The organism is Pseudoalteromonas sp. G5_S1_14_S5 (genome assembly GCF_054968605.1).
Genome location: NZ_JBQKUM010000089.1, coordinates 1 through 18,086 on the forward strand (window position 1 = coordinate 1; position 18,086 = coordinate 18,086).

Consider the following 18,086-nt stretch of genomic DNA (forward strand, 5'->3'; position numbering starts at 1 on the left):
TTATTAGTGTCGAGTCGTTGCCATTTGGAGCTACTTGGGAATAAGTTAAAGAGTGAAGAGCTTAAAGCACACCTCAATAAGTCACAGCACTCGCTGATGAGAGCCATTGAGGAAGTGAGGCATATCTCGCATCAACTTCGTCCAAGTTCATTGGATGATATTGGTCTGGAAGCCGCTTTGTCGTCTATGCTTTTAGACTTTCAAGCACACTCGGGCATTGAGGTGGAAACCTTGTTCGCGACTAAACCGGGAAAGTTAAAGTCGGAGGCGGCGACCACTTTATATCGAGTGGTTCAGGAGTCGTTAACCAACATAGAGAAACATGCACAAGCGACCAAAGTAACGGTCATCGCACAGCAAATTGGCAATGTGCTTCAATTGCTTATTCAAGATAACGGTGTTGGTTTTAATACGTACAAAGCGATGGAAAAACGAGGGATTGGACTAAGAAACATGCGTGAGCGAGTGGAGTTTATCGGGGGTGACTTCGAACTGATGAGCGAGGTTGGCTTCGGAACGGAAATTACAGTGTTACTGACACTAGAGGGATTGATGGATGAGTGACGTTATTCGAGTAGTGATTGCTGACGATCACCAAGTGGTACTTGATGGCTTTATGGCGAGATTGGAACTCGAGCCGGATATTAGCGTGATTGGTACCGCGAGCAATGGCTTAGAAGCGGTTGAGATGGTTAAGACCTTACGCCCGGATTTGGTGTTGATGGACATTAGCATGCCTATCATGAATGGTATTGATGCCATTCATCTAATCAAAGAAGAGAACCCGCAAGCTAAGGTGTTGATGCTAACCATGCATAACAACCGTGAATATATTATGAAGGTGATGCAGTCGGGTGCGATCGGCTATATGTTGAAGGAGGTTTCTGCTGAAAAAATGGTCCAAGCCATCAAAACGGTCAATCAAGGATCGACGTATTTCTGTGAAAAAGTGACTCAAAATTTGTTCACTCAACCAATTAGTCCGACATCATCTGTGAAGAATCCACTGAGTCGACGTGAAGAAGCCGTGCTGAAATTAGTGGCGAAAGGGGAGAGCAGTAAAGAAGTCGCTAAGGCGCTGAATATTAGCTACCGAACTGTCGAAACCCATCGACAAAACATTAAGCATAAACTCGACATTCACTCTACTGCAGAGCTTGCCAAGTACGCTGTCAATTGTGGGCTTGTGGATTGATCTTTCCTTTGAAGTAAATAGTCAGCTCAAAGCAAGCCTATGAGTCTAAATGGTGCATAGGCTAGGTGATTATTATTGCTTATGTGCCTAAGCTTATTGCTAGGTTTGCGAACAGAAAATCAATTGGTTAAACATCAAAATGCTTTGAGTTAAAAGTAATATTAAACAAAAGGCCGACATGTTCGGCTTTTTTTTCATCAGTAATTTGAGTGTTTACGTGAATGTTGGATGAAAACCAAACGAACCGATTGAGGTTTACTGAAAACAACAAGTTAACCTGCTAAACTTCAGACATCCAAGTATCTGAATTTATGTGACAACAGCTTGTACTACTTGGATTGTAGGGGCGAGTTTGTGTTTGGGTCACAGGTGAGTAAGGAATATTAGTAGTATTCCGTAGAGAGGGATAATGACTAAAGGTATAGATAAATACAGTATCGACAGTACCGATTACACTGTTGGTCAGGATAACGTCCAAAAATGGGGTTTCGACGTACACAACCCAGTATTTGGCATTAGTGCAGGTTTGATTGCTCTATTTTTGATTGGTGTTCTGGTTACGGATACCGCATCGGCGAAAGCAGCACTGGATGGCGTTAAAGGGCAAATCATCAATTCATTCGATTGGCTGTTCATCTGGTCAGGCAATATTTTTGTCATCTTCTGCTTAGGCTTGATCGTTTCTCCTTTTGGTAAAATCCGCCTTGGTGGTGTTGATGCCACGGCAGACTACTCATTCATGTCTTGGCTATCCATGCTATTTGCAGCGGGTATGGGTATCGGTTTGATGTTCTGGAGTGTGGCAGAGCCAGCGGCTTACTACACAGGTTGGTTTGAGACACCACTTGGCGTTGAACCGAACACACCAGAAGCAGCTAAATTAGCACTAGGCGCAACCATGTATCACTGGGGTCTTCACCCTTGGGCGATTTATGGTGTGGTTGCTCTTTCGTTAGCATTCTTCTCTTACAACAAGGGACTACCGCTTTCGATTCGTTCTATTTTCTACCCAATTCTAGGTGATAGAGCATGGGGCTGGGCTGGTCACGTTGTTGATATTCTGGCGGTACTTGCGACTCTATTTGGTCTGGCGACGTCGCTAGGCCTAGGTGCACAGCAAGCAGCAAGTGGTATTCAACACGTATTTGGCCTTGAAGCTGGTTTGGGCTTACAAGTTATCGTGATTACTGTGGTGACTTTACTCGCAGTCGTATCGGTACTTCGTGGTATCGATGGCGGTGTAAAAGTTATCAGTAATATCAACATGCTGGTAGCCTTTTTACTGCTTATCTTGGTGGCACTAATCGGTTACGCAGTGACACTAGGCTCTATCCCAACAACCTTAATGGCGTACATCGAGAACATCATTCCACTGAGTAACCCTCACGGTCGTGAAGACCAAGCATGGTTGCACGGTTGGACGGTATTCTACTGGGCATGGTGGATTTCATGGTCACCATTCGTAGGTATGTTCATCGCACGTGTATCTAAAGGTCGTACGGTTCGTGAGTTCATCACAGCGGTTCTGATTGTTCCGACTACTGTAACTATCATTTGGATGTCAGTATTTGGCGGTATGGCGATTGATCAAATCGTGAATAACATCGGCACACTTGGTAGTGAAGGTTTAACCGACGTATCGCTAGCGATGTTCCAAATGTTCGATGCGCTACCGTTTGGTACGTTGCTATCAATCATTGCAGTGGTATTGGTTCTAGTATTCTTCATTACATCGTCTGACTCAGGCTCTCTGGTTATCGACAGCATTACCGCTGGTGGTAAAGTGGATACACCGGTTCCTCAGCGTGTTTTCTGGGCGTTCCTAGAAGGCGCGATTGCAGTGGCGCTGTTGTGGGTTGGTGGTACTGAAGCCGTACAAGCTCTGCAAGCTGGTGCTATCTCGACGGCACTGCCATTCACCATCATTCTGTTACTGATGTGTGTTAGCTTGCTCATGGGTATGCGTACAGAAAAACGCTAAAGCTTATTGCAACAATCAAATGCACTAATAGGCGTTTGAAGTCAACATTGAATGAAGGCAGGTGAGAGATTTACCTGCCTTTTTTACATCTATCTTTAATACCTGTTTTACCGTGCTAAAGCCGACCGAGATTGTAATAACCATATCGTTAATGGTGCCTTGAATTTGGCGATATGCCAACTAATTGGCACAAGCTAAGACTATGGTTTACAAAAAGATATTACGATATTAATTGTGAAATCGCTCGAAATTAATACTGACATTGGGTAATATGCGCGAGATTTCCTACCACTCGTGAAACTTTGACATGAAACTAACACTAAAACAGAAGTTAATAGGTGCTAGCCTATCTGCGGTTATAGTTATGGCAACAGCGTTGACCTGGCTATCAGCAAACCAACTATTTGAACAGACTCGTAATGGCGTATACCTACGAGCTGAAAGCGTATCGGAAGCTGCATCTGAAGGTATTAAAAACTGGATTGGTATTCGCACGGATATCGCATCAGCATTTAATGACTTTTCACGAGAAAGCGATGTTGTTCCTTTTCTAAAGCAAGCTCGCGTTGCGGGTGGTTTTGACGATATCTTTTTAGGTACACCAGAAGGTGGCATGTACCGTTCACACCCAGAACGTAACCGTGTTGGTTACGATCCTCGTCAACGCCCTTGGTACCAAGAAGCAAACGCAGCAGGTAAGCAGATCATTACTACGGCTTACCAAGATGCAATCACTAAAGCACTACTGGTAACCATCGCAGAACCCGTTCGTCACAATGGTCAGCTAGTTGGTGTTGTAGGTGCGGACGTACTTATCGACCAATTGGTTAATGACGTTATCAGCCTAGATGTGGGTGACAATGCGCACGCGATGCTAATTGATGCGTCTGACGGCACATTCCTAGCGCACCCAGATTCAGCACTAAGTCTGAAGCCGGTAAGCCAGCTTTCTAATGACATTTCTATGCCTATCATCGAGAACGCAGTGCGTACTGGTAGCATCGAGATCATTAAAGAACGTGGCGCTGAGAAGCTACTTTATTTCACGAAAGTACCAAACACTAACTGGATCTTCGCGGTTCAGATGGACCGAGCGACTGAAGAAGCAAACCACTCAACATTACTTACTCAGCTTATTATGACTGCTGTAGTGATTACGCTTATCGTGATCGTACTGGTTTCTTGGTTGGTTAGCTTTCTATTCCGCGACCTAAACCGTGTATCTGTGGCATTAGAAGAGATCGCTTCAGGCGAAGGTGACCTTACTCAACGTCTTGAGCCAAAGAGCGACGACGAGATTGGTCAGCTTGCACAAAACTTCAACCGTTTTGTGGGCAATATGCACACCATGGTGAGCAAGCTAAGTGAGGTGTCTGCTGCATTGGCTAACCAAGCGCGTCAAACAGCATCACAAGCGGAAGAGCGTAGCGCCCGCATCCAGATGCAACAAGACGAAATCAATATGGTTGCAACGGCTGTTAACGAAATGGCAGCGGCAACACAAGAGATCGCGGGTAACGCAGACCACACGGCACAAAACTCATCTGAAGCGGTTGGTGCATGTGAGCACGGTACTGGTCAAGTATCACAAACTCAAAGCTCTATCCAAAACCTCGCTCAAGAAGTTCAGATTGCAACTAATGTAATCCTAGAGCTTGAAGAGCACGGAAATAGCATCAACGCTATCTTGTCTAACATTCAAGGCATCGCTGAACAGACAAACCTACTGGCACTTAACGCAGCGATTGAAGCGGCACGAGCAGGTGAGCAAGGTCGTGGCTTCGCGGTTGTTGCTGATGAAGTTCGTGTTCTGAGTCAACGTACACACGGTTCAACACAAGAGATTCAACAGACTATCGAACTGCTACAAGGTACAACAGGCAAAGCGGTTAGCATCATGAATGACAGCCGTACTTTGGCTGAAACCAGTGTTGATGATGCCAACTCAGCGGCTGCAAGCTTAACGCAAATTCATGCTGCTGTTGAACGTATTAGCGACATGGCGACACAGATTGCTTCTGCGGCAGAAGAGCAAGCTTCTGTAACGTCTGAGATCACTCGTAACACTGAGGGAATCCGTGACGTATCTAACGAGCTAGCAGACGAAGCACACCAAGCGGCAGAGCAAGCAGCTCAGCTGTCTGAACTGTCTCACGAGCTAGAGAGCGAAATCAGTCGCTTCAAGCTGTAAACACTAAAGCGTATATTTAAAGCCGAATGTGATGATCACATTCGGCTTTTTGTGCCTCTTAGTTGGAGGCTTAGGCACTAAGAACTAGTTGTTCGGGTAACCAGGGAACTTCCCCTTTAGATTGGCGCGAGTAGGGAAGTATTTCTCCATAAACTTCACCATCGCAGGGTCGTTCTTTTGAAGCTCTATGAATGTCGCAGAACTTAGCTCTTGAGCGCTGTAGCCTTTGTAGTTTACGTCGTAGTAAGCATACAGAGAGTAGGCTAGGTATTCTTGATCGTATGACTCAGCGTCTAAGTCAGCTTCAACGATTGTAGAGTCTTTTCCATTTGGAAAGTAAGAGCCCGCAAGAATCGCTTTTTCATTCAGCTCATCGAGTTCTTTTTGCATACCCCCCCACTTTGATGAAGGTGATTGTACCGCCAAATTCATCACACCGTAGTCGTGTACAAAGTGAATGATCTCTTCAAACGCAGCGTCTCGTTGATTTGCTAAGTCCGGCTTGTTTTCGTCTGCTGTAGTATCTGTTGTTTCAGTCGCGAATAGATCTTGGAAGCGGTAGTTTTCATCTAAGTAATCGCCCGCACCTCTGTTAGCCCAATCATCATCGTAAAAGAAGGCCATCGCAGCTTTGCTGTCGTAGATAGCCTTGGTCACTTCAGAAGGAAAGTTATCAAGGTAGTACTGCATGATCATCTTAACGTGCGCAACTTTGGCTGTGCCGTTATTCTGTGTTTTGTCTTCGATCAGTAACGGGATCTTGTAACCATGAGCTTCTACACAACTGCGATGCTTGATGCCATTGGTAAGCAATTCGCCTGTTGTGTCTGAAATAACAGAACAATCACCTGTTGGTACACGAGCGAACGTCTCTGAAGCACTTTGAGCAAAGCTTGGAACAAATTGGATAGCGTTACTTAGGGTGTTACCCACGCGTACGTATAGGTTCATCGGTCTCATTTGGTCGATATTAAACTTGTCGCCAGTGCTATCGATGATGAATTGCTTGTTGATGGTTACGGTGTCGGCTTTTTTCCAAAGAACGATGTTGTTGATGTTGTTTTCGACTTTCGCAACAGCAAGTTTTTCTGGTGTTGTAGTTGAGTTGAAGTTCTCGTAGTAAATATTGAAGTTTTCAACGTCATACGTTTTACCAGACGAGTTTGTTGCCGTTACTATAAACGTAATGTCTGCATCATTTTGAGTCTTATAGTTGCGCTCAGGGATACCATGAACTTGAGCAAAACTGCCGCTTGATTTTAGATTATTACTGTACTGAGTAATATCAACGTTCACGTTTTTGTCTGCGCCATTTTTAATTGATTCTACGCTGAATTGCAGCGAGAAATTGTTGCCCAAGCTAACGACTGAGCTGGCGCTAGATGCGTCAATGACGTTTTTTGAAGCACTGTTATTGTTACCGTCACCGCTTCCGCCGCCACACGCAGTAAGCATTATGGTAACGACAAGAGTAGGAATAATGAGTTTATTTATCATAGAGAACCAAATTATCTGCGAGCAATAAAGCTCGCATGTTACAAGAGATGGTATTTTCTTTTAGTAAGCCTTTGTAAGATATGCATTGATATTACTTACAAATGACGCATTAATGATTTGCCTTGGCGGCAAATGGCCCACTACTTGAATTCTGGATTAGAAGTATTTTTTCGCTACTTCAACAGCATTGTTCAGATCTGGAATCATAGTTAGCTCTGGTACTCGCTGAATATGAACGATTTTGTTGTCTTTATCGACAACGAATGTGCTACGAGCAAGTAAACCAAGCTCGTTGATTTGTGTGCCTGATTCAAAACCAAAAACGTGGTCTTTGGCATCTGAAAGCAAAGTTAGGTTGTCTGTAATACCTTCCTCATTCTTGAATCGATCAAGTGCGAAAGTCGTGTCTGCACTTAAGCCGATGAATTCAATATTATCTGTTAGTTCAGGGTTTGCTTTTACAAAGTTAGAAAGATCCTGAGCTTGTTGGTTACATACTGGTGTGTCAATCGAAGCCAGCACACTAAAGATACGCACTTTGTCTGTTTTTTCTGTTGTATCGTACGGCTGATTTTTGTTTGTCATCAATGTCACTGAAGGCAGGTAATCACCAACAGCCAAGCTATTACCAACGAGGTTGAACGTTGTCTCGTAGTATAAAGTCAGCGTATTGTCTTTCCCTGTTGGAGCCGTTTCACTGGTTGTTAAGTAGTCCGCAGCACCAGCTGTTGTAGTTAAAATCAGTGCCGCTAGCGTGATTAGCGTTTTTTTCATGTTGAGTCTCTTGAATTATATAGTTAAGGTCAGTTTCAAGCGCAGCGAACTCTAGCGAAATAAGCTGCGATTTGTTCAAACTAACAGATAATGAAAATCACACCATTCTATTTTATTATTAAATATCAATGACTAAGATAATAAAGCTCTATCTAAAATCGGAGTTTACATAAGTTGAGTACCTCTGAAGCATAGGTATTTCGTTCGCACTGGATGACTTTGGCTCTGGCTGGGCGGGTTATAGCCGTATGGCAGTCGTGAAGCCTGACTACCTCAAAGTGAGCCGTGATATGTTGATTGAGTTTGCTATGAGTGGCTCACAAGACGACAACCTTTTGGAAGAACTGAACACCATTACGACGATACAAGGTATTAAGATGATTTTTGAGGGGATTGAGAACGTGGATAACTTACATTCTGCGGCACAGTATGGGGCTGATTATTATCAGGGTTACCACATTAGATTTCCCTAAATCTTATCCTGTAAACATGCTAGACCAAGATGTTGTCACGCCAGATGAAAAATTCAGGTTAAACACTTATCTCACCAAGTGACTCAACCCGCGCTCCAAATAATCAACTTGTCGATTTTCCTTATCTGAACTACTACTCTTCGGTTAACTAACCTCTCGTGTGGGAGGTTAGCACATCGATATGAGTGAGTTGAATTTGAATTACTTTGGATTGAACAGTTTAGACGTGGGGGAGGGCTATCAGTATTCTAGTAGATGATTAAAGTTCGTTTTCTGAATTATTTTCTTGGATTAACTGAATCAATTCGCTTTTGCTGTAGGTGCAATAAGCATGGAGAAATCTCTCAACCACTTTAAGCTCAACTTGATTCACTCTGCACGATACATACCCTTCCTTCTGGTCAACACCAAGCTTAATGTTGTAAAGCTGCAGCTCTCTATCCACAAAAAGACAAGTCCCTTCACTGGTACAAATACTAACGTTGGCGTTTTCGTTTAAGTTAATCGAAGACCATAAATCATCAAATGATGCTTTGATCGTATTATAGTCTTTACGTTCCGCTACACCGTCTCTTGTGAGAGACATCATGCAAATTTCGTTCATAGTTTTCCTCTCTATTTACAAAAAATCTCCCAGCATTGTGAGGAGGGTGGGAGAATCAATGTCATTCAGTTTAGATAGCGATTTACGCAGCCTTAGCGTCGCTCTTTAGCTGTTCTAGACAACGTATGAAAGCACGTAGGTTTCGATATACGTCTGTTGGATCATAAAACACGCCAACATTCTCCAATTCTATCGGGCCTGATACCGCGTTATCTAGCATTAGGTTATCAATTAAACCAAAGTTTTCTAACGTCATGCCAATGCCATCCACATAGATTTGCTTAGCATTTGGCAGTTGGTCTAGGTTTCTTTTTAGGAAAAGATCTGAATTGTTGCTGTAGGCAAGTACCGTTTTACCTAGCGCTTTACCAAAGCCCATTTCATAGGCTGTACCCACATTGCAGCTCGCGCCTCTGAAAGGTGTCATGTTGGCGATGACGATATCACAGCTCTCAATAAGCTCTTCATTAGCGCGGCCAATCTTTAAGCCATTTTGCTGAGGGCTAGGTTCATTCAACTCTAGAATATTGTCGAGTGGAAAAATACCCTCGAAGCCATAAGCTTCACAAATTTTCCTCTTTTGATCACATATAGAGACAGCGTCACTTAGAAATACTTCTGGTCCTGCTAGATAAATACGTTTCACCGCTTAACTCCTGATTGGCAACAATGCTTGGATTAGTGCTGATATCTTTATCTATTGGATTGTTTAAGTGATAACCGAAAGTACACGGTTTGCTAATATATGGTTTTGGTGTTTTTTTAGCTTTATGGTTTAAAAAGTGATTCACAAGCGCTGTTTGGCTTAAGCTCATGATTTGAATATCACTTTGAGGTTATTTCTTGTTCGTTTAAGGCGGGAACGTGACGGTGATTCGAACGGGAAGGTGACCTCTTGAAATGCAGAAAAATCGATAGACAATAAAAAAGCCCGAGTATGAACTCGGGCTTTGGATGTTTCTTTGTCATCAATGAAGCGACTAGATTGCCTGACGAAGTTGGAAATAGCGTCCTTGTTTGTTCAACAGTGTCTCGTGAGAGCCATGCTCGACAATCTCACCTTGTTCAATCAGAACGATAGAATCCATCGCTTCCAGACCAATCAAACGGTGCGTAATGAAGATAACCGTCTTACCTTCAAAATGCTTCTCAAACAGTGTCATGATGCTCTGCTCAGTTTGCTTATCTAGGCCTTCTGTAGGCTCATCAAGAAGCAGGATAGGGGCATCATGAAGGATGGCACGTGCAATACCAACACGGCGCTTCTCACCACCAGATAGTTGACGACCACCGTCACCTAACCAGCTATCAAGACCATCGTTCTGTAGCAGCTTTTCTAGGCCAACGTCTTTGAGAATGTTAGTTAGGTGCTCATCGTTAGCATCTGGCTTCGCAATCAACAGGTTGTTGCGTAGGCTGCCATTCAAGATGTCGACACGCTGGCTTACCACACTGATCGATTCACGCAGTTGTGACTCGTTCCATTGTGTTAGTTCAATACCCGCGATTGAGATATAGCCTTCCTTAGGATCCCAGCAGCGAGTAAGAAGCTGAATCAGTGTCGATTTACCAGAACCTGTTTGACCCACAATCGCCACTTTGTTCGTTGCCGGGATCGTTAGGTCGACAGCATTCAGAACGCTGCGCTCAGAGTCAGGGTAGTTGAACGTCACGTTTGAGAACGTAATATCAAGCGGCTTGTAGATGTCGAGTTTCTCGTCCGCGAACTGAACTTCAGGCTCTGACAGAATCACTTCATTCAAGCGACGTGCAGAAGACAGAGTCTGACCTAAATGCTGGAATGCGCCTGCGATTGGCATTAACAGTTCAAAACTTGCCATGGTTGCGAATGCCATTAACGCGATGAACGGATCTGGAGCATTACCGCCCACGCCGTCAGCCGCTAGCCAAAGCATAAGAACCAGTGTCAAACCGTTGAACAGCATGAGCGCTGCTGAAGCCATACCGGTAAGGTTAGCGTTCACAAACTGGTTCGCCATCAGCTTGTGTTGGGTTTCTAGAATCGCATTGCGGTAACGCTCTTCTGCACCAAACAGAGTCAGTTCGCTGTAGCCTTCAATCCAATCCAGAGTGGTAACACGAAGATCCGCTTTGTTTTGTGTAAGCTCACCACCGTTACGTTTACCTAGCTTGTAGAACAAGACAGGCCAAATCAACAGCATGATAAGCAGGATAGAACCTAAGATAAGGCCTAGCGGGGCATCAAACCACATCAAGAACAGAGTCAGGAAGAAGATACCAAACACACCAACCGTCACAGGGCTTACTAAGCGCAAGTAAACGTGGTCCATGGCGTCGACATCAGCAACCAAGCGGTTCAGTAGGTCAGCGTCACGTAAGTTTGAGATACGACCTGGGATCAGCGGAGCCAGCTTCTTAAAGAAGAATATACGCAGATCAGTCAGTAGTTTGAATGTCGCATTGTGGCTTACAACACGTTCACCCCAACGACCCGCAGTACGACTCATTGCTAAACCACGAACACCACCGCCCGGTAGCATGTAGTTGAAGGTTTCACGTGCAATCGTTAGGCCAGCAACAGCAGAAGCGGATATGAACCAACCCGATAGCGTTAACAAGCCAATAGAAGCCGACAGAGTAGCAAATGCCAGTAGCATGCCTAGCGATAGGCCAAACCAATGCTTTTTATAGAGTTTCAGGTAAGGCAGTAAATCACGCATCTAAATTACCCTTATTGTCTTGTTGAGCTAAGTTCGCGTTTAGCATCTCTTCGAATAAACCACCTGCAGTCGAAAGCTGAGAGTAATGACCTTGTTCAACAAGACCACCATCGCGCATAACCAGAATGTTATCGACCGATTGAAGAGGAGCGAGTTGGTGCGTCACAAGTAGGGCTGTGCGACTTTCAATGTTGCTGTTGATGCCTTTCATCACTAGCTGCTCACTACGAGTATCTAGGCTAGCAGTAGGTTCATCAAGCAACCAGAATTGGCCGTCTTGGATCATTGCACGAGCCAACGCCAAACGCTGAGATTGACCAACAGACAGGCCTCCTGAACGATCAGAAATCATGTAGTTCAAGCCATGCTCATTAACAAACTCACTAGCGAAAGATTGGTCTAGTGCGTTTTGAACCGTTTGTTCAGTGATATCTTGCTTACCTAGGGTGACGTTGTCACGAATGCTACCATGAAGCAATAGTGGGTTTTGGCCAACCCAGCTGATCGTCTTGCGCCAAGACGCCAAGTCTAAATCACGCAGTTCAATACCATTGATTTTCAAGCTTCCTTCATAAGGCATGAAACCAAGAATGGCATTAATCAAACTTGTTTTACCCGCACCACTTGGGCCAACTAATGCCGTTGAATGGCGAGTATTCAGTGCGAATGAAATAGGGCCAACCAGTTGAACACCTTCAGGGCTCAATACTTTCAGATCTTGAGCTTCAATATTGATGCCTTGAGCTGGGTCTAGCTGAGTGTCACCTGATTTAACCTTAGTGATGTCGGTTTCTAGGAACTCAACAATACTCTCGGCTGCGCCCACCGCTTGTTGCTTCGCGTGGTAGAAAGTACCTAAGTCACGCAGAGGTTGGTAAAACTCTGGCGCTAAGATAAGAATAAACAGACCAGCGAACAGCGTAATGCCAACACCGTAGTGACCGAAGTTAAGCTCGCCGATGTAAGTGAAACCAAAGTAAACCGCCGTCATCGCAATCGAGATAGAGGTGAAGAATTCAAGTACAGCAGACGATAAGAAAGCGATCTTCAATACATCCATGGTGCGTGTTCTGAACACCTCAGATGCACCTTTCAATACTTCTGTTTCAGAGCTAGTTCGGTCGAAAAGACGAATGGTTGTCATTGATTGCAAACGGTCGTAAAAGTGACCTGAAAGACGCTGAAGCGCTTTGAAGTTCTTACGGTTTGCGTCTGCGGCTTTCATACCCACCAACGCCATGAACATCGGTACCAGTGGTGCAGTCAGCAAGAAGATGAAGCCGGCTGCCCAGTTTACTGGGAATACCACAACCAAAATAATGAATGGAATCAGTACCGACAAAGACATCTGTGGCAAGTAACGCGAGAAGAAGTCTTGCATGTCTTCAACTTGTTCTAGTAACAGCGTTGCCCACGTACCGGCTGGCTTACCTTTGATGTAAGCAGGACCAAGTTCGCGTAGCTTGTCTAGAATGAGCTGCCTAATGTAGACACGGATCTGTTCACCACAGCGATAACCTGCGATTTCACGACCCCATGTACAGCCCGCACGGCCAACGACCGAGAGTGCCAAGCCAGCAAAATGACCAACCAGTTCAGATTTATCGACATTATCGATGATCAGCTGGTGAAGAATAGAGGCGAGAAGCGCTGCTTGAGCAATTAAAAACATACTTGAAAGTACGCCAAGGCTAATCGCAATCATAAGCCAGCGTTTTGCTAACTTACTTTGTTGCTTAAGCCACTTATTCAAGCTGCGTTGTTTTTTCTTATCCATTATGAAGGCTTAATGATAATTATTATTCGTTGAGGGCGGCTAGTATACAAAAGAAAGCCCAGTGGATATACCACTGGGCTTTAGGGATTTACAACAAAATGTGATGACGCCCTGCATCTACTAGGCGAGAGCATAGATAATCAAATCTGCAATCTCAGATTTACTTATCGTTAAGGCCATCTAGGAAGCGTTCAGCATCCAGAGCAGCCATACAACCTGTACCAGCAGAAGTGATCGCTTGGCGGTAGTTGTGGTCCATAACATCACCTGCAGCGAATACGCCTGGGATGCTTGTTTGTGTCGCGTTACCTTCCAGACCAGATTGAACGATGATGTAGTCATCTTTCATATCTACTTGGCCTTTGAAGATTTCAGTGTTCGGTTGGTGGCCGATAGCGATGAACGCGCCCATTACGTCGATTTCTTCTGTCTTGTCAGACTGAGTATCTTTAATGCGAACGCCTGTTACGCCCATATCGTCGCCAAGAACTTCGTCTAGCGTGCGGTCAGTGTGAAGAACAATGTTGCCGTTCTCTACTTTATCCATTAAACGCTTAACAAGAATCTTTTCAGCACGGAACGTGTCACGACGGTGAATTAGGTGAACTTCAGACGCGATGTTAGATAGGTAAAGTGCTTCTTCAACGGCAGTGTTACCACCACCAACAACCGCTACTTTCTGGTTGCGGTAGAAGAAACCATCACACGTAGCACAAGCAGAAACGCCGCGGCCTTTGAATGCTTCTTCAGACTCTAAACCTAGGTACTTAGCTGATGCACCTGTTGAGATGATCAACGCATCACAAGTGTACTCGCCAGAATCGCCTTTAAGACGGAAAGGGCGGTTTGATAGGTCGACTTCGTTAATGTGGTCTAACAGGATCTCTGTTTCAAAGCGCTCTGCGTGCTCCTTCATGCGGTCCATCAGTGCTGGGCCTGTTAAACCTTCCGCATCACCCGGCCAGTTTTCCACTTCTGTTGTGGTTGTAAGCTGACCACCTTGCTGCATACCAGTAACCAAAACTGGGTTTAGGTTTGCACGAGCAGCGTAAACTGCAGCGGTATAGCCAGCAGGGCCAGAACCAAGAATCAATAAATTACAGTGCTTTACGTCGCTCATGAGGACTCCGAAATTGAATTTGTTTTAATTTATAACCGCTTAAGATTGTATGGAAAATATGGAGGTAATAAAAGTGTAAACAAGGGCTGAAGTGTAATTAATCGTTATAGTTTAGAACTTAATCGAGACAAACGTTTTCGTGGCTGGAAGTGATGTTGTAAATGTACCTATGATTAAGTATTGTAAACTAGTTTACTAATTTACAATCAGCCAGGACGGTAAAAGTGATTTTTGAAGAACGTATTTGTATTGAAGCATCACCTCAAGATATATATTCGCTATATGTCGATGTAGAAAACTGGAATCAATGGGATAAAGAAGTGGTCTACTCTTGTCTATTGGGGGCATTCGAGGTTGGTGTGAAAGGCGTTTTAAAGCCGACCAATGGACCTAAATCAAAGATAGTCATTACGGATGCTACACCAAATAAGAGCTTTACTGTCATGAGCAAACTGCCATTCTGCCTTCTATCATTTGAGCACCAGTTACAGGCTAAAGGAGAAATAACGGAAGTAACTCATAGGGTTAAGTTTTCGGGGTTAACCCGTTTATTGTTCGGGAAAGTCGTGGGAAAGAAAATTTATGATGGACTACCGGCTACTCTTGAAGGATTAAAAAAAAGGGCGGAGAATAATGTTTAAGCATGAGCTCCCATCGGACAGCGCAGGGCTCCAGCTCTGGGTTGCTTACAATAGATGGCACTCGGAGGTAATGAAACTCCTTAAGCCGTTAAACATCAACCATACTCAGTTCGTTATACTCGCTTCGATACTATGGTGCAACAAGAACAAAAACGAAACCACGCAAACAGAAGTAGTCAATATTACAGGCTTGGATAAGATGACATTATCAAAGTCGATGAAAGCGCTGGTTGCGAATGATCTTATCACTAAAGATAAAGGTGTTAGAGACTCACGAAGCTTTTCACTGAGACTCACGAAAACTGGGGAAGCTCTAGCAATAAACGCAATAGCGCAGGTGGAAGAGTTAGACCAATTATATTTCGAAAGCTTAAAGGGCGAAAGAGAACGATTTATTTATCTGTTAGCAGGCCTTAAAGTTCTTTGAATTAAAACTCACTTTTGGACAAAAGCTTGTTAGCGATCTATCTAAATTACAAATTAATTGATAAGTGAGAATATGGAAAATTCGCTTAGTTTTATACCACTACTAACGACAGTAGAATAGCTCAATAACGCTTGGGGACTGTGACAATCAGTGTAATGATCGGCAACAACGCCACCGATCATTTTGACTTCACTGTTTACGAGTTTGAGAATACATAAGTAGGTAAATATCCTGACTCAACGTCAAGGGTCAATCCATACTTTTCTTTGGCGTATTTAGCCGCTGTGAGTAACGGCAGTGACACATATCCCGTTTCCCTTTGGCTGAAATCTTTATCATGCGTCCACCACTCTTTATGCATTTCCAAAGCACGGTGCATAGCATCACGATATGCCTCTTGATTTTGTTGGTGTACCGCTTGCATCACATCATAGAAACCAAGCGTGATGGTAATACTGTGGAAAATCATCCAGCGCTCTCTGCCAGCGCGATCGCCTTCATCAATTAACTGCGTCAGTCGCTCAATGGCAGCAGTAATATCTTGGCTGGGTTGCAAACCCAATAAGTGCAAAATAATTTCGCAATGCAGGGAAACGTAAACTTTACCACAATTTACCTGCCCCCCCATGAACAAGGCCATTAGGGCATTTAGATCACCATATCGCCCTGTAATTATTGTCATAAATACCCAATTTAGCCAATCGCTAACAGGTACTGACTGGGCTTTACCACGTGTAGGCACAGAAAAGTCGACTCCCTGATAGGTAAACGCCACAATGCCCCCTTCCGGTTCTGAGAGCACGCGTTGCCATTGCATTAGGTACTGCTGCGCCGTTCTCAAATGTTCAGCCACCGCTTGTTCCGAAACCGAGGGCGCATGATGGCCAATAAAGAATAGTTTTTTTGCTTTTCATATCCCGATTCAAATCCAAACCAATTGTGTCCTTCATCATCCACGGCTTTTTGGTTCATTTGCCAAAATCTGGATAACGTTACGTCATACAGTCGCTGCTCTCCTGCCAAATTGCTCACGTGTATCTTTACTGCCTTCGTCATGGCTACGCTCCTAACTCAAATTTCACGTTATTTGACGTTTTAATGGTACCATCTTTGTTAAAGATGAGCTCCGCCTAAGGTTGTTGAAAATCTGACAACTGTCTAAGATTTAATTAATATTTATCAATGCCTTATACATAGTGGCTCTTTTCATATACGACATTATGCCGCTATAAAACCTACTTCTATCTCAAAGCACTGCTCACTACGCAAGTTTGAGACAAAAATATGGAGTCCAATAAAGAGTAACTAGTCAGGTCGAAATTCAGCCTGTGAAGGTCTTTGACATACTCAATGCTAACTATTTATGCGATAACACTTGAGTCGTTCGGATACGCCCATAAACCTATTCGATTAAATTTATCACGATTTTGTTGCGCAAACTCGGAATGGGGCATTTTCGAGCTAGAAAATGCCACGGGTAAAAACTCAACCTGTGAAGGTTTTGGACAGAAATCAGTTTCGGAAAATCATACATTAGCAAATCATGAATAACTATAGGTATGGCAAATAGCAAAACTAATGGTCAAGACGCCGCTGATGATGTGCCAAAACATCTACTTTCCAAGATCGCGCTCGCCTTGAGAAAACTATCAAGGCCGCCACCCTTCTAGAGCACATCGCACAATTTACTCATATTTTGAGACTTGGGCTTGTACAAAACTTGAGATTTAACGTTAACTAATTAACGCTTAATCCTTGTCTGCTATGTTCACATTGCTCAAATAGTATGCCCACATTTTGGGCATTCGATTTTTCGGTCTTTGAATGATTGAGCAAAGTTTGATTTCCCACAGTTATCGCAAAACTTAACGCCACGTATGTTCATAAAAGTTATTAAAGAAACAATAGGGACAATAACAATCCAAAATTGATGGCTAACAAAGCCCATCAAGTTAACAATGAACAAAAATAAAGCACCCGTCACGACAGAGAATATTGGATAATATTTCCTCTTAAACTGTGCACTTTTATTCACGTGGAACAACACAAAGCCGATGAGTGAAACACATCCCCAAACACCAAAAGTCATTAGTACTTTTTCATCCATTTTTACCATCCATCTTGTGAACAACGCCCTGTAAAAGTGTGAGCAGCGCAATACCGATGCTGCTGCACGCCGCCTTAAAAACTAAACACAACGCATAGTAAAAATGCCACGCGTTGAGGAGATCTTTTAAACAGCTTGTATGAAGCTAGTCATAACTAATAATGTCAAAAAAATCTATTCCACCGGAACTATCTAAACTCGTGTTCGTAACTTTATTCTGAGGAAAATAATTCACATCGGCATATAACAGGTAGCTTTCAAAAGAAGGAACCACCGAAACATTAAATAAGATTTTTCCAACAGACTTTTGAAAGTCCAACAAGTCACCTAAATCTTCATATAACTCAATAGCTAGCTCTTTACTGTACGGCATCAGCATGCCATAAGAAATAGATTTATAGTATTGGTCATCACTGCGCTGCATCTCACTCAACACCCAACTAATATCTTGAAATGAATAGATGCCCTTTTTCCCAAACTTAGCACACAGCTTAGGAGCCACATCTCTAGCTACTGATTGAACATAGCTGTTTTTACTGAGAAAGTTAATCATATTTGACCTCCTTGCCACATAAGGTATATAGCACAATGATTAAT

At 43.6% G+C, this 18,086-nt stretch carries 18 protein-coding genes; 7 read left to right on the forward strand and 11 right to left on the reverse strand.

Annotated features, from left to right (window positions below; translation table 11 throughout):
* From ACTRWI_RS19575 to ACTRWI_RS19590, 4 genes are all read left to right on the forward strand, one after another.
* A partial coding sequence (locus ACTRWI_RS19575; protein WP_499133441.1) for a sensor histidine kinase occupies positions 1-564 on the forward strand: 564 nt, incomplete at its 5' end.
* Positions 557-1,195 (forward strand): response regulator, encoded by a 639-nt coding sequence (locus ACTRWI_RS19580; protein WP_499133442.1) that lies wholly within the window; start codon positions 557-559, stop codon positions 1,193-1,195. The genes ACTRWI_RS19575 and ACTRWI_RS19580, both read left to right, overlap by 8 nt.
* A 409-nt stretch (positions 1,196-1,604) precedes the next feature.
* Positions 1,605-3,176 (forward strand): BCCT family transporter, encoded by a 1,572-nt coding sequence (locus tag ACTRWI_RS19585; RefSeq protein WP_063522999.1) that lies wholly within the window; start codon positions 1,605-1,607, stop codon positions 3,174-3,176.
* Positions 3,177-3,483: 307 nt separating this feature from the next.
* A complete protein-coding gene (locus ACTRWI_RS19590; RefSeq protein WP_499133443.1) occupies positions 3,484-5,367 on the forward strand; it encodes a methyl-accepting chemotaxis protein in 1,884 nt (627 codons plus the stop codon).
* 84 nt (positions 5,368-5,451) lie between these two features.
* Here ACTRWI_RS19590 and ACTRWI_RS19595 read toward each other — a convergent pair whose 3' ends face one another.
* Entirely contained in the window at positions 5,452-6,864 is a 1,413-nt protein-coding gene (locus ACTRWI_RS19595) for a hypothetical protein (protein WP_499133444.1), read from the reverse strand.
* A 156-nt stretch (positions 6,865-7,020) separates the two neighbouring features.
* Entirely contained in the window at positions 7,021-7,638 is a 618-nt protein-coding gene (locus ACTRWI_RS19600; RefSeq protein WP_499133445.1) for a redoxin family protein, read from the reverse strand.
* Between the two features lie 197 nt (positions 7,639-7,835).
* On the opposite strand from ACTRWI_RS19600, the gene ACTRWI_RS19605 reads away from it, so the two are divergent.
* Positions 7,836-8,111 carry an EAL domain-containing protein gene (locus ACTRWI_RS19605; RefSeq protein ID WP_499133458.1) on the forward strand — a complete coding sequence of 92 codons (276 nt, stop codon included), beginning with the start codon at positions 7,836-7,838 and terminating at the stop codon, positions 8,109-8,111.
* 259 nt (positions 8,112-8,370) lie between these two features.
* On the opposite strand, the gene ACTRWI_RS19610 is transcribed toward ACTRWI_RS19605, so the two are convergent.
* From ACTRWI_RS19610 to trxB, 5 genes are all read right to left on the reverse strand, one after another.
* Entirely contained in the window at positions 8,371-8,715 is a 345-nt protein-coding gene (locus ACTRWI_RS19610) for a hypothetical protein (protein ID WP_499133446.1), read from the reverse strand.
* Positions 8,716-8,797: 82 nt separating this feature from the next.
* Complete coding sequence (locus tag ACTRWI_RS19615) at positions 8,798-9,361, reverse strand: nucleoside 2-deoxyribosyltransferase (protein WP_499133447.1); 564 nt, start codon at positions 9,359-9,361, stop codon at positions 8,798-8,800.
* Positions 9,362-9,695: 334 nt separating this feature from the next.
* Positions 9,696-11,417 (reverse strand): heme ABC transporter ATP-binding protein/permease CydC, encoded by a 1,722-nt coding sequence (gene cydC, locus ACTRWI_RS19620; RefSeq protein WP_499133448.1) that lies wholly within the window; start codon positions 11,415-11,417, stop codon positions 9,696-9,698.
* Positions 11,410-13,194 (reverse strand): heme ABC transporter permease/ATP-binding protein CydD, encoded by a 1,785-nt coding sequence (cydD, locus tag ACTRWI_RS19625; protein ID WP_499133449.1) that lies wholly within the window; start codon positions 13,192-13,194, stop codon positions 11,410-11,412. The genes cydC and cydD overlap by 8 nt, the downstream gene beginning before the upstream one ends.
* 160 nt (positions 13,195-13,354) lie before the next feature.
* Complete coding sequence (gene trxB, locus ACTRWI_RS19630; protein ID WP_499133450.1) at positions 13,355-14,314, reverse strand: thioredoxin-disulfide reductase; 960 nt, start codon at positions 14,312-14,314, stop codon at positions 13,355-13,357.
* 224 nt (positions 14,315-14,538) lie between these two features.
* Here trxB and ACTRWI_RS19635 point away from each other — a divergent pair, with 224 nt between their 5' ends.
* Both ACTRWI_RS19635 and ACTRWI_RS19640 read left to right on the forward strand, forming a co-directional pair.
* The gene (locus ACTRWI_RS19635) at positions 14,539-14,955 is read left to right on the forward strand and encodes an SRPBCC family protein (protein WP_499133451.1); all 417 of its coding nucleotides are present in this window, start codon (positions 14,539-14,541) and stop codon (positions 14,953-14,955) included.
* A gap of 70 nt (positions 14,956-15,025) precedes the next feature.
* Positions 15,026-15,382, forward strand: a complete 357-nt coding sequence (locus ACTRWI_RS19640) for a MarR family winged helix-turn-helix transcriptional regulator (protein ID WP_499133452.1) — start codon at positions 15,026-15,028, stop codon at positions 15,380-15,382.
* Positions 15,383-15,578: 196 nt separating this feature from the next.
* Here ACTRWI_RS19640 and ACTRWI_RS19645 read toward each other — a convergent pair whose 3' ends face one another.
* From ACTRWI_RS19645 to ACTRWI_RS19660, 4 genes are all read right to left on the reverse strand, one after another.
* Positions 15,579-16,235 (reverse strand): Imm49 family immunity protein, encoded by a 657-nt coding sequence (locus ACTRWI_RS19645; RefSeq protein WP_499133453.1) that lies wholly within the window; start codon positions 16,233-16,235, stop codon positions 15,579-15,581.
* Complete coding sequence (locus tag ACTRWI_RS19650; RefSeq protein WP_499133454.1) at positions 16,220-16,438, reverse strand: hypothetical protein; 219 nt, start codon at positions 16,436-16,438, stop codon at positions 16,220-16,222. The genes ACTRWI_RS19645 and ACTRWI_RS19650 overlap by 16 nt, the downstream gene beginning before the upstream one ends.
* A 721-nt stretch (positions 16,439-17,159) precedes the next feature.
* Positions 17,160-17,489: a hypothetical protein gene (locus ACTRWI_RS19655; RefSeq protein ID WP_499133455.1), complete on the reverse strand. Its 330-nt coding sequence runs from the start codon at positions 17,487-17,489 to the stop codon at positions 17,160-17,162.
* A gap of 145 nt (positions 17,490-17,634) precedes the next feature.
* Positions 17,635-18,042, reverse strand: coding sequence for a hypothetical protein (locus ACTRWI_RS19660; RefSeq protein WP_499133456.1), 408 nt, complete (start codon positions 18,040-18,042; stop codon positions 17,635-17,637).
* Positions 18,043-18,086: the final 44 nt, after the last annotated feature.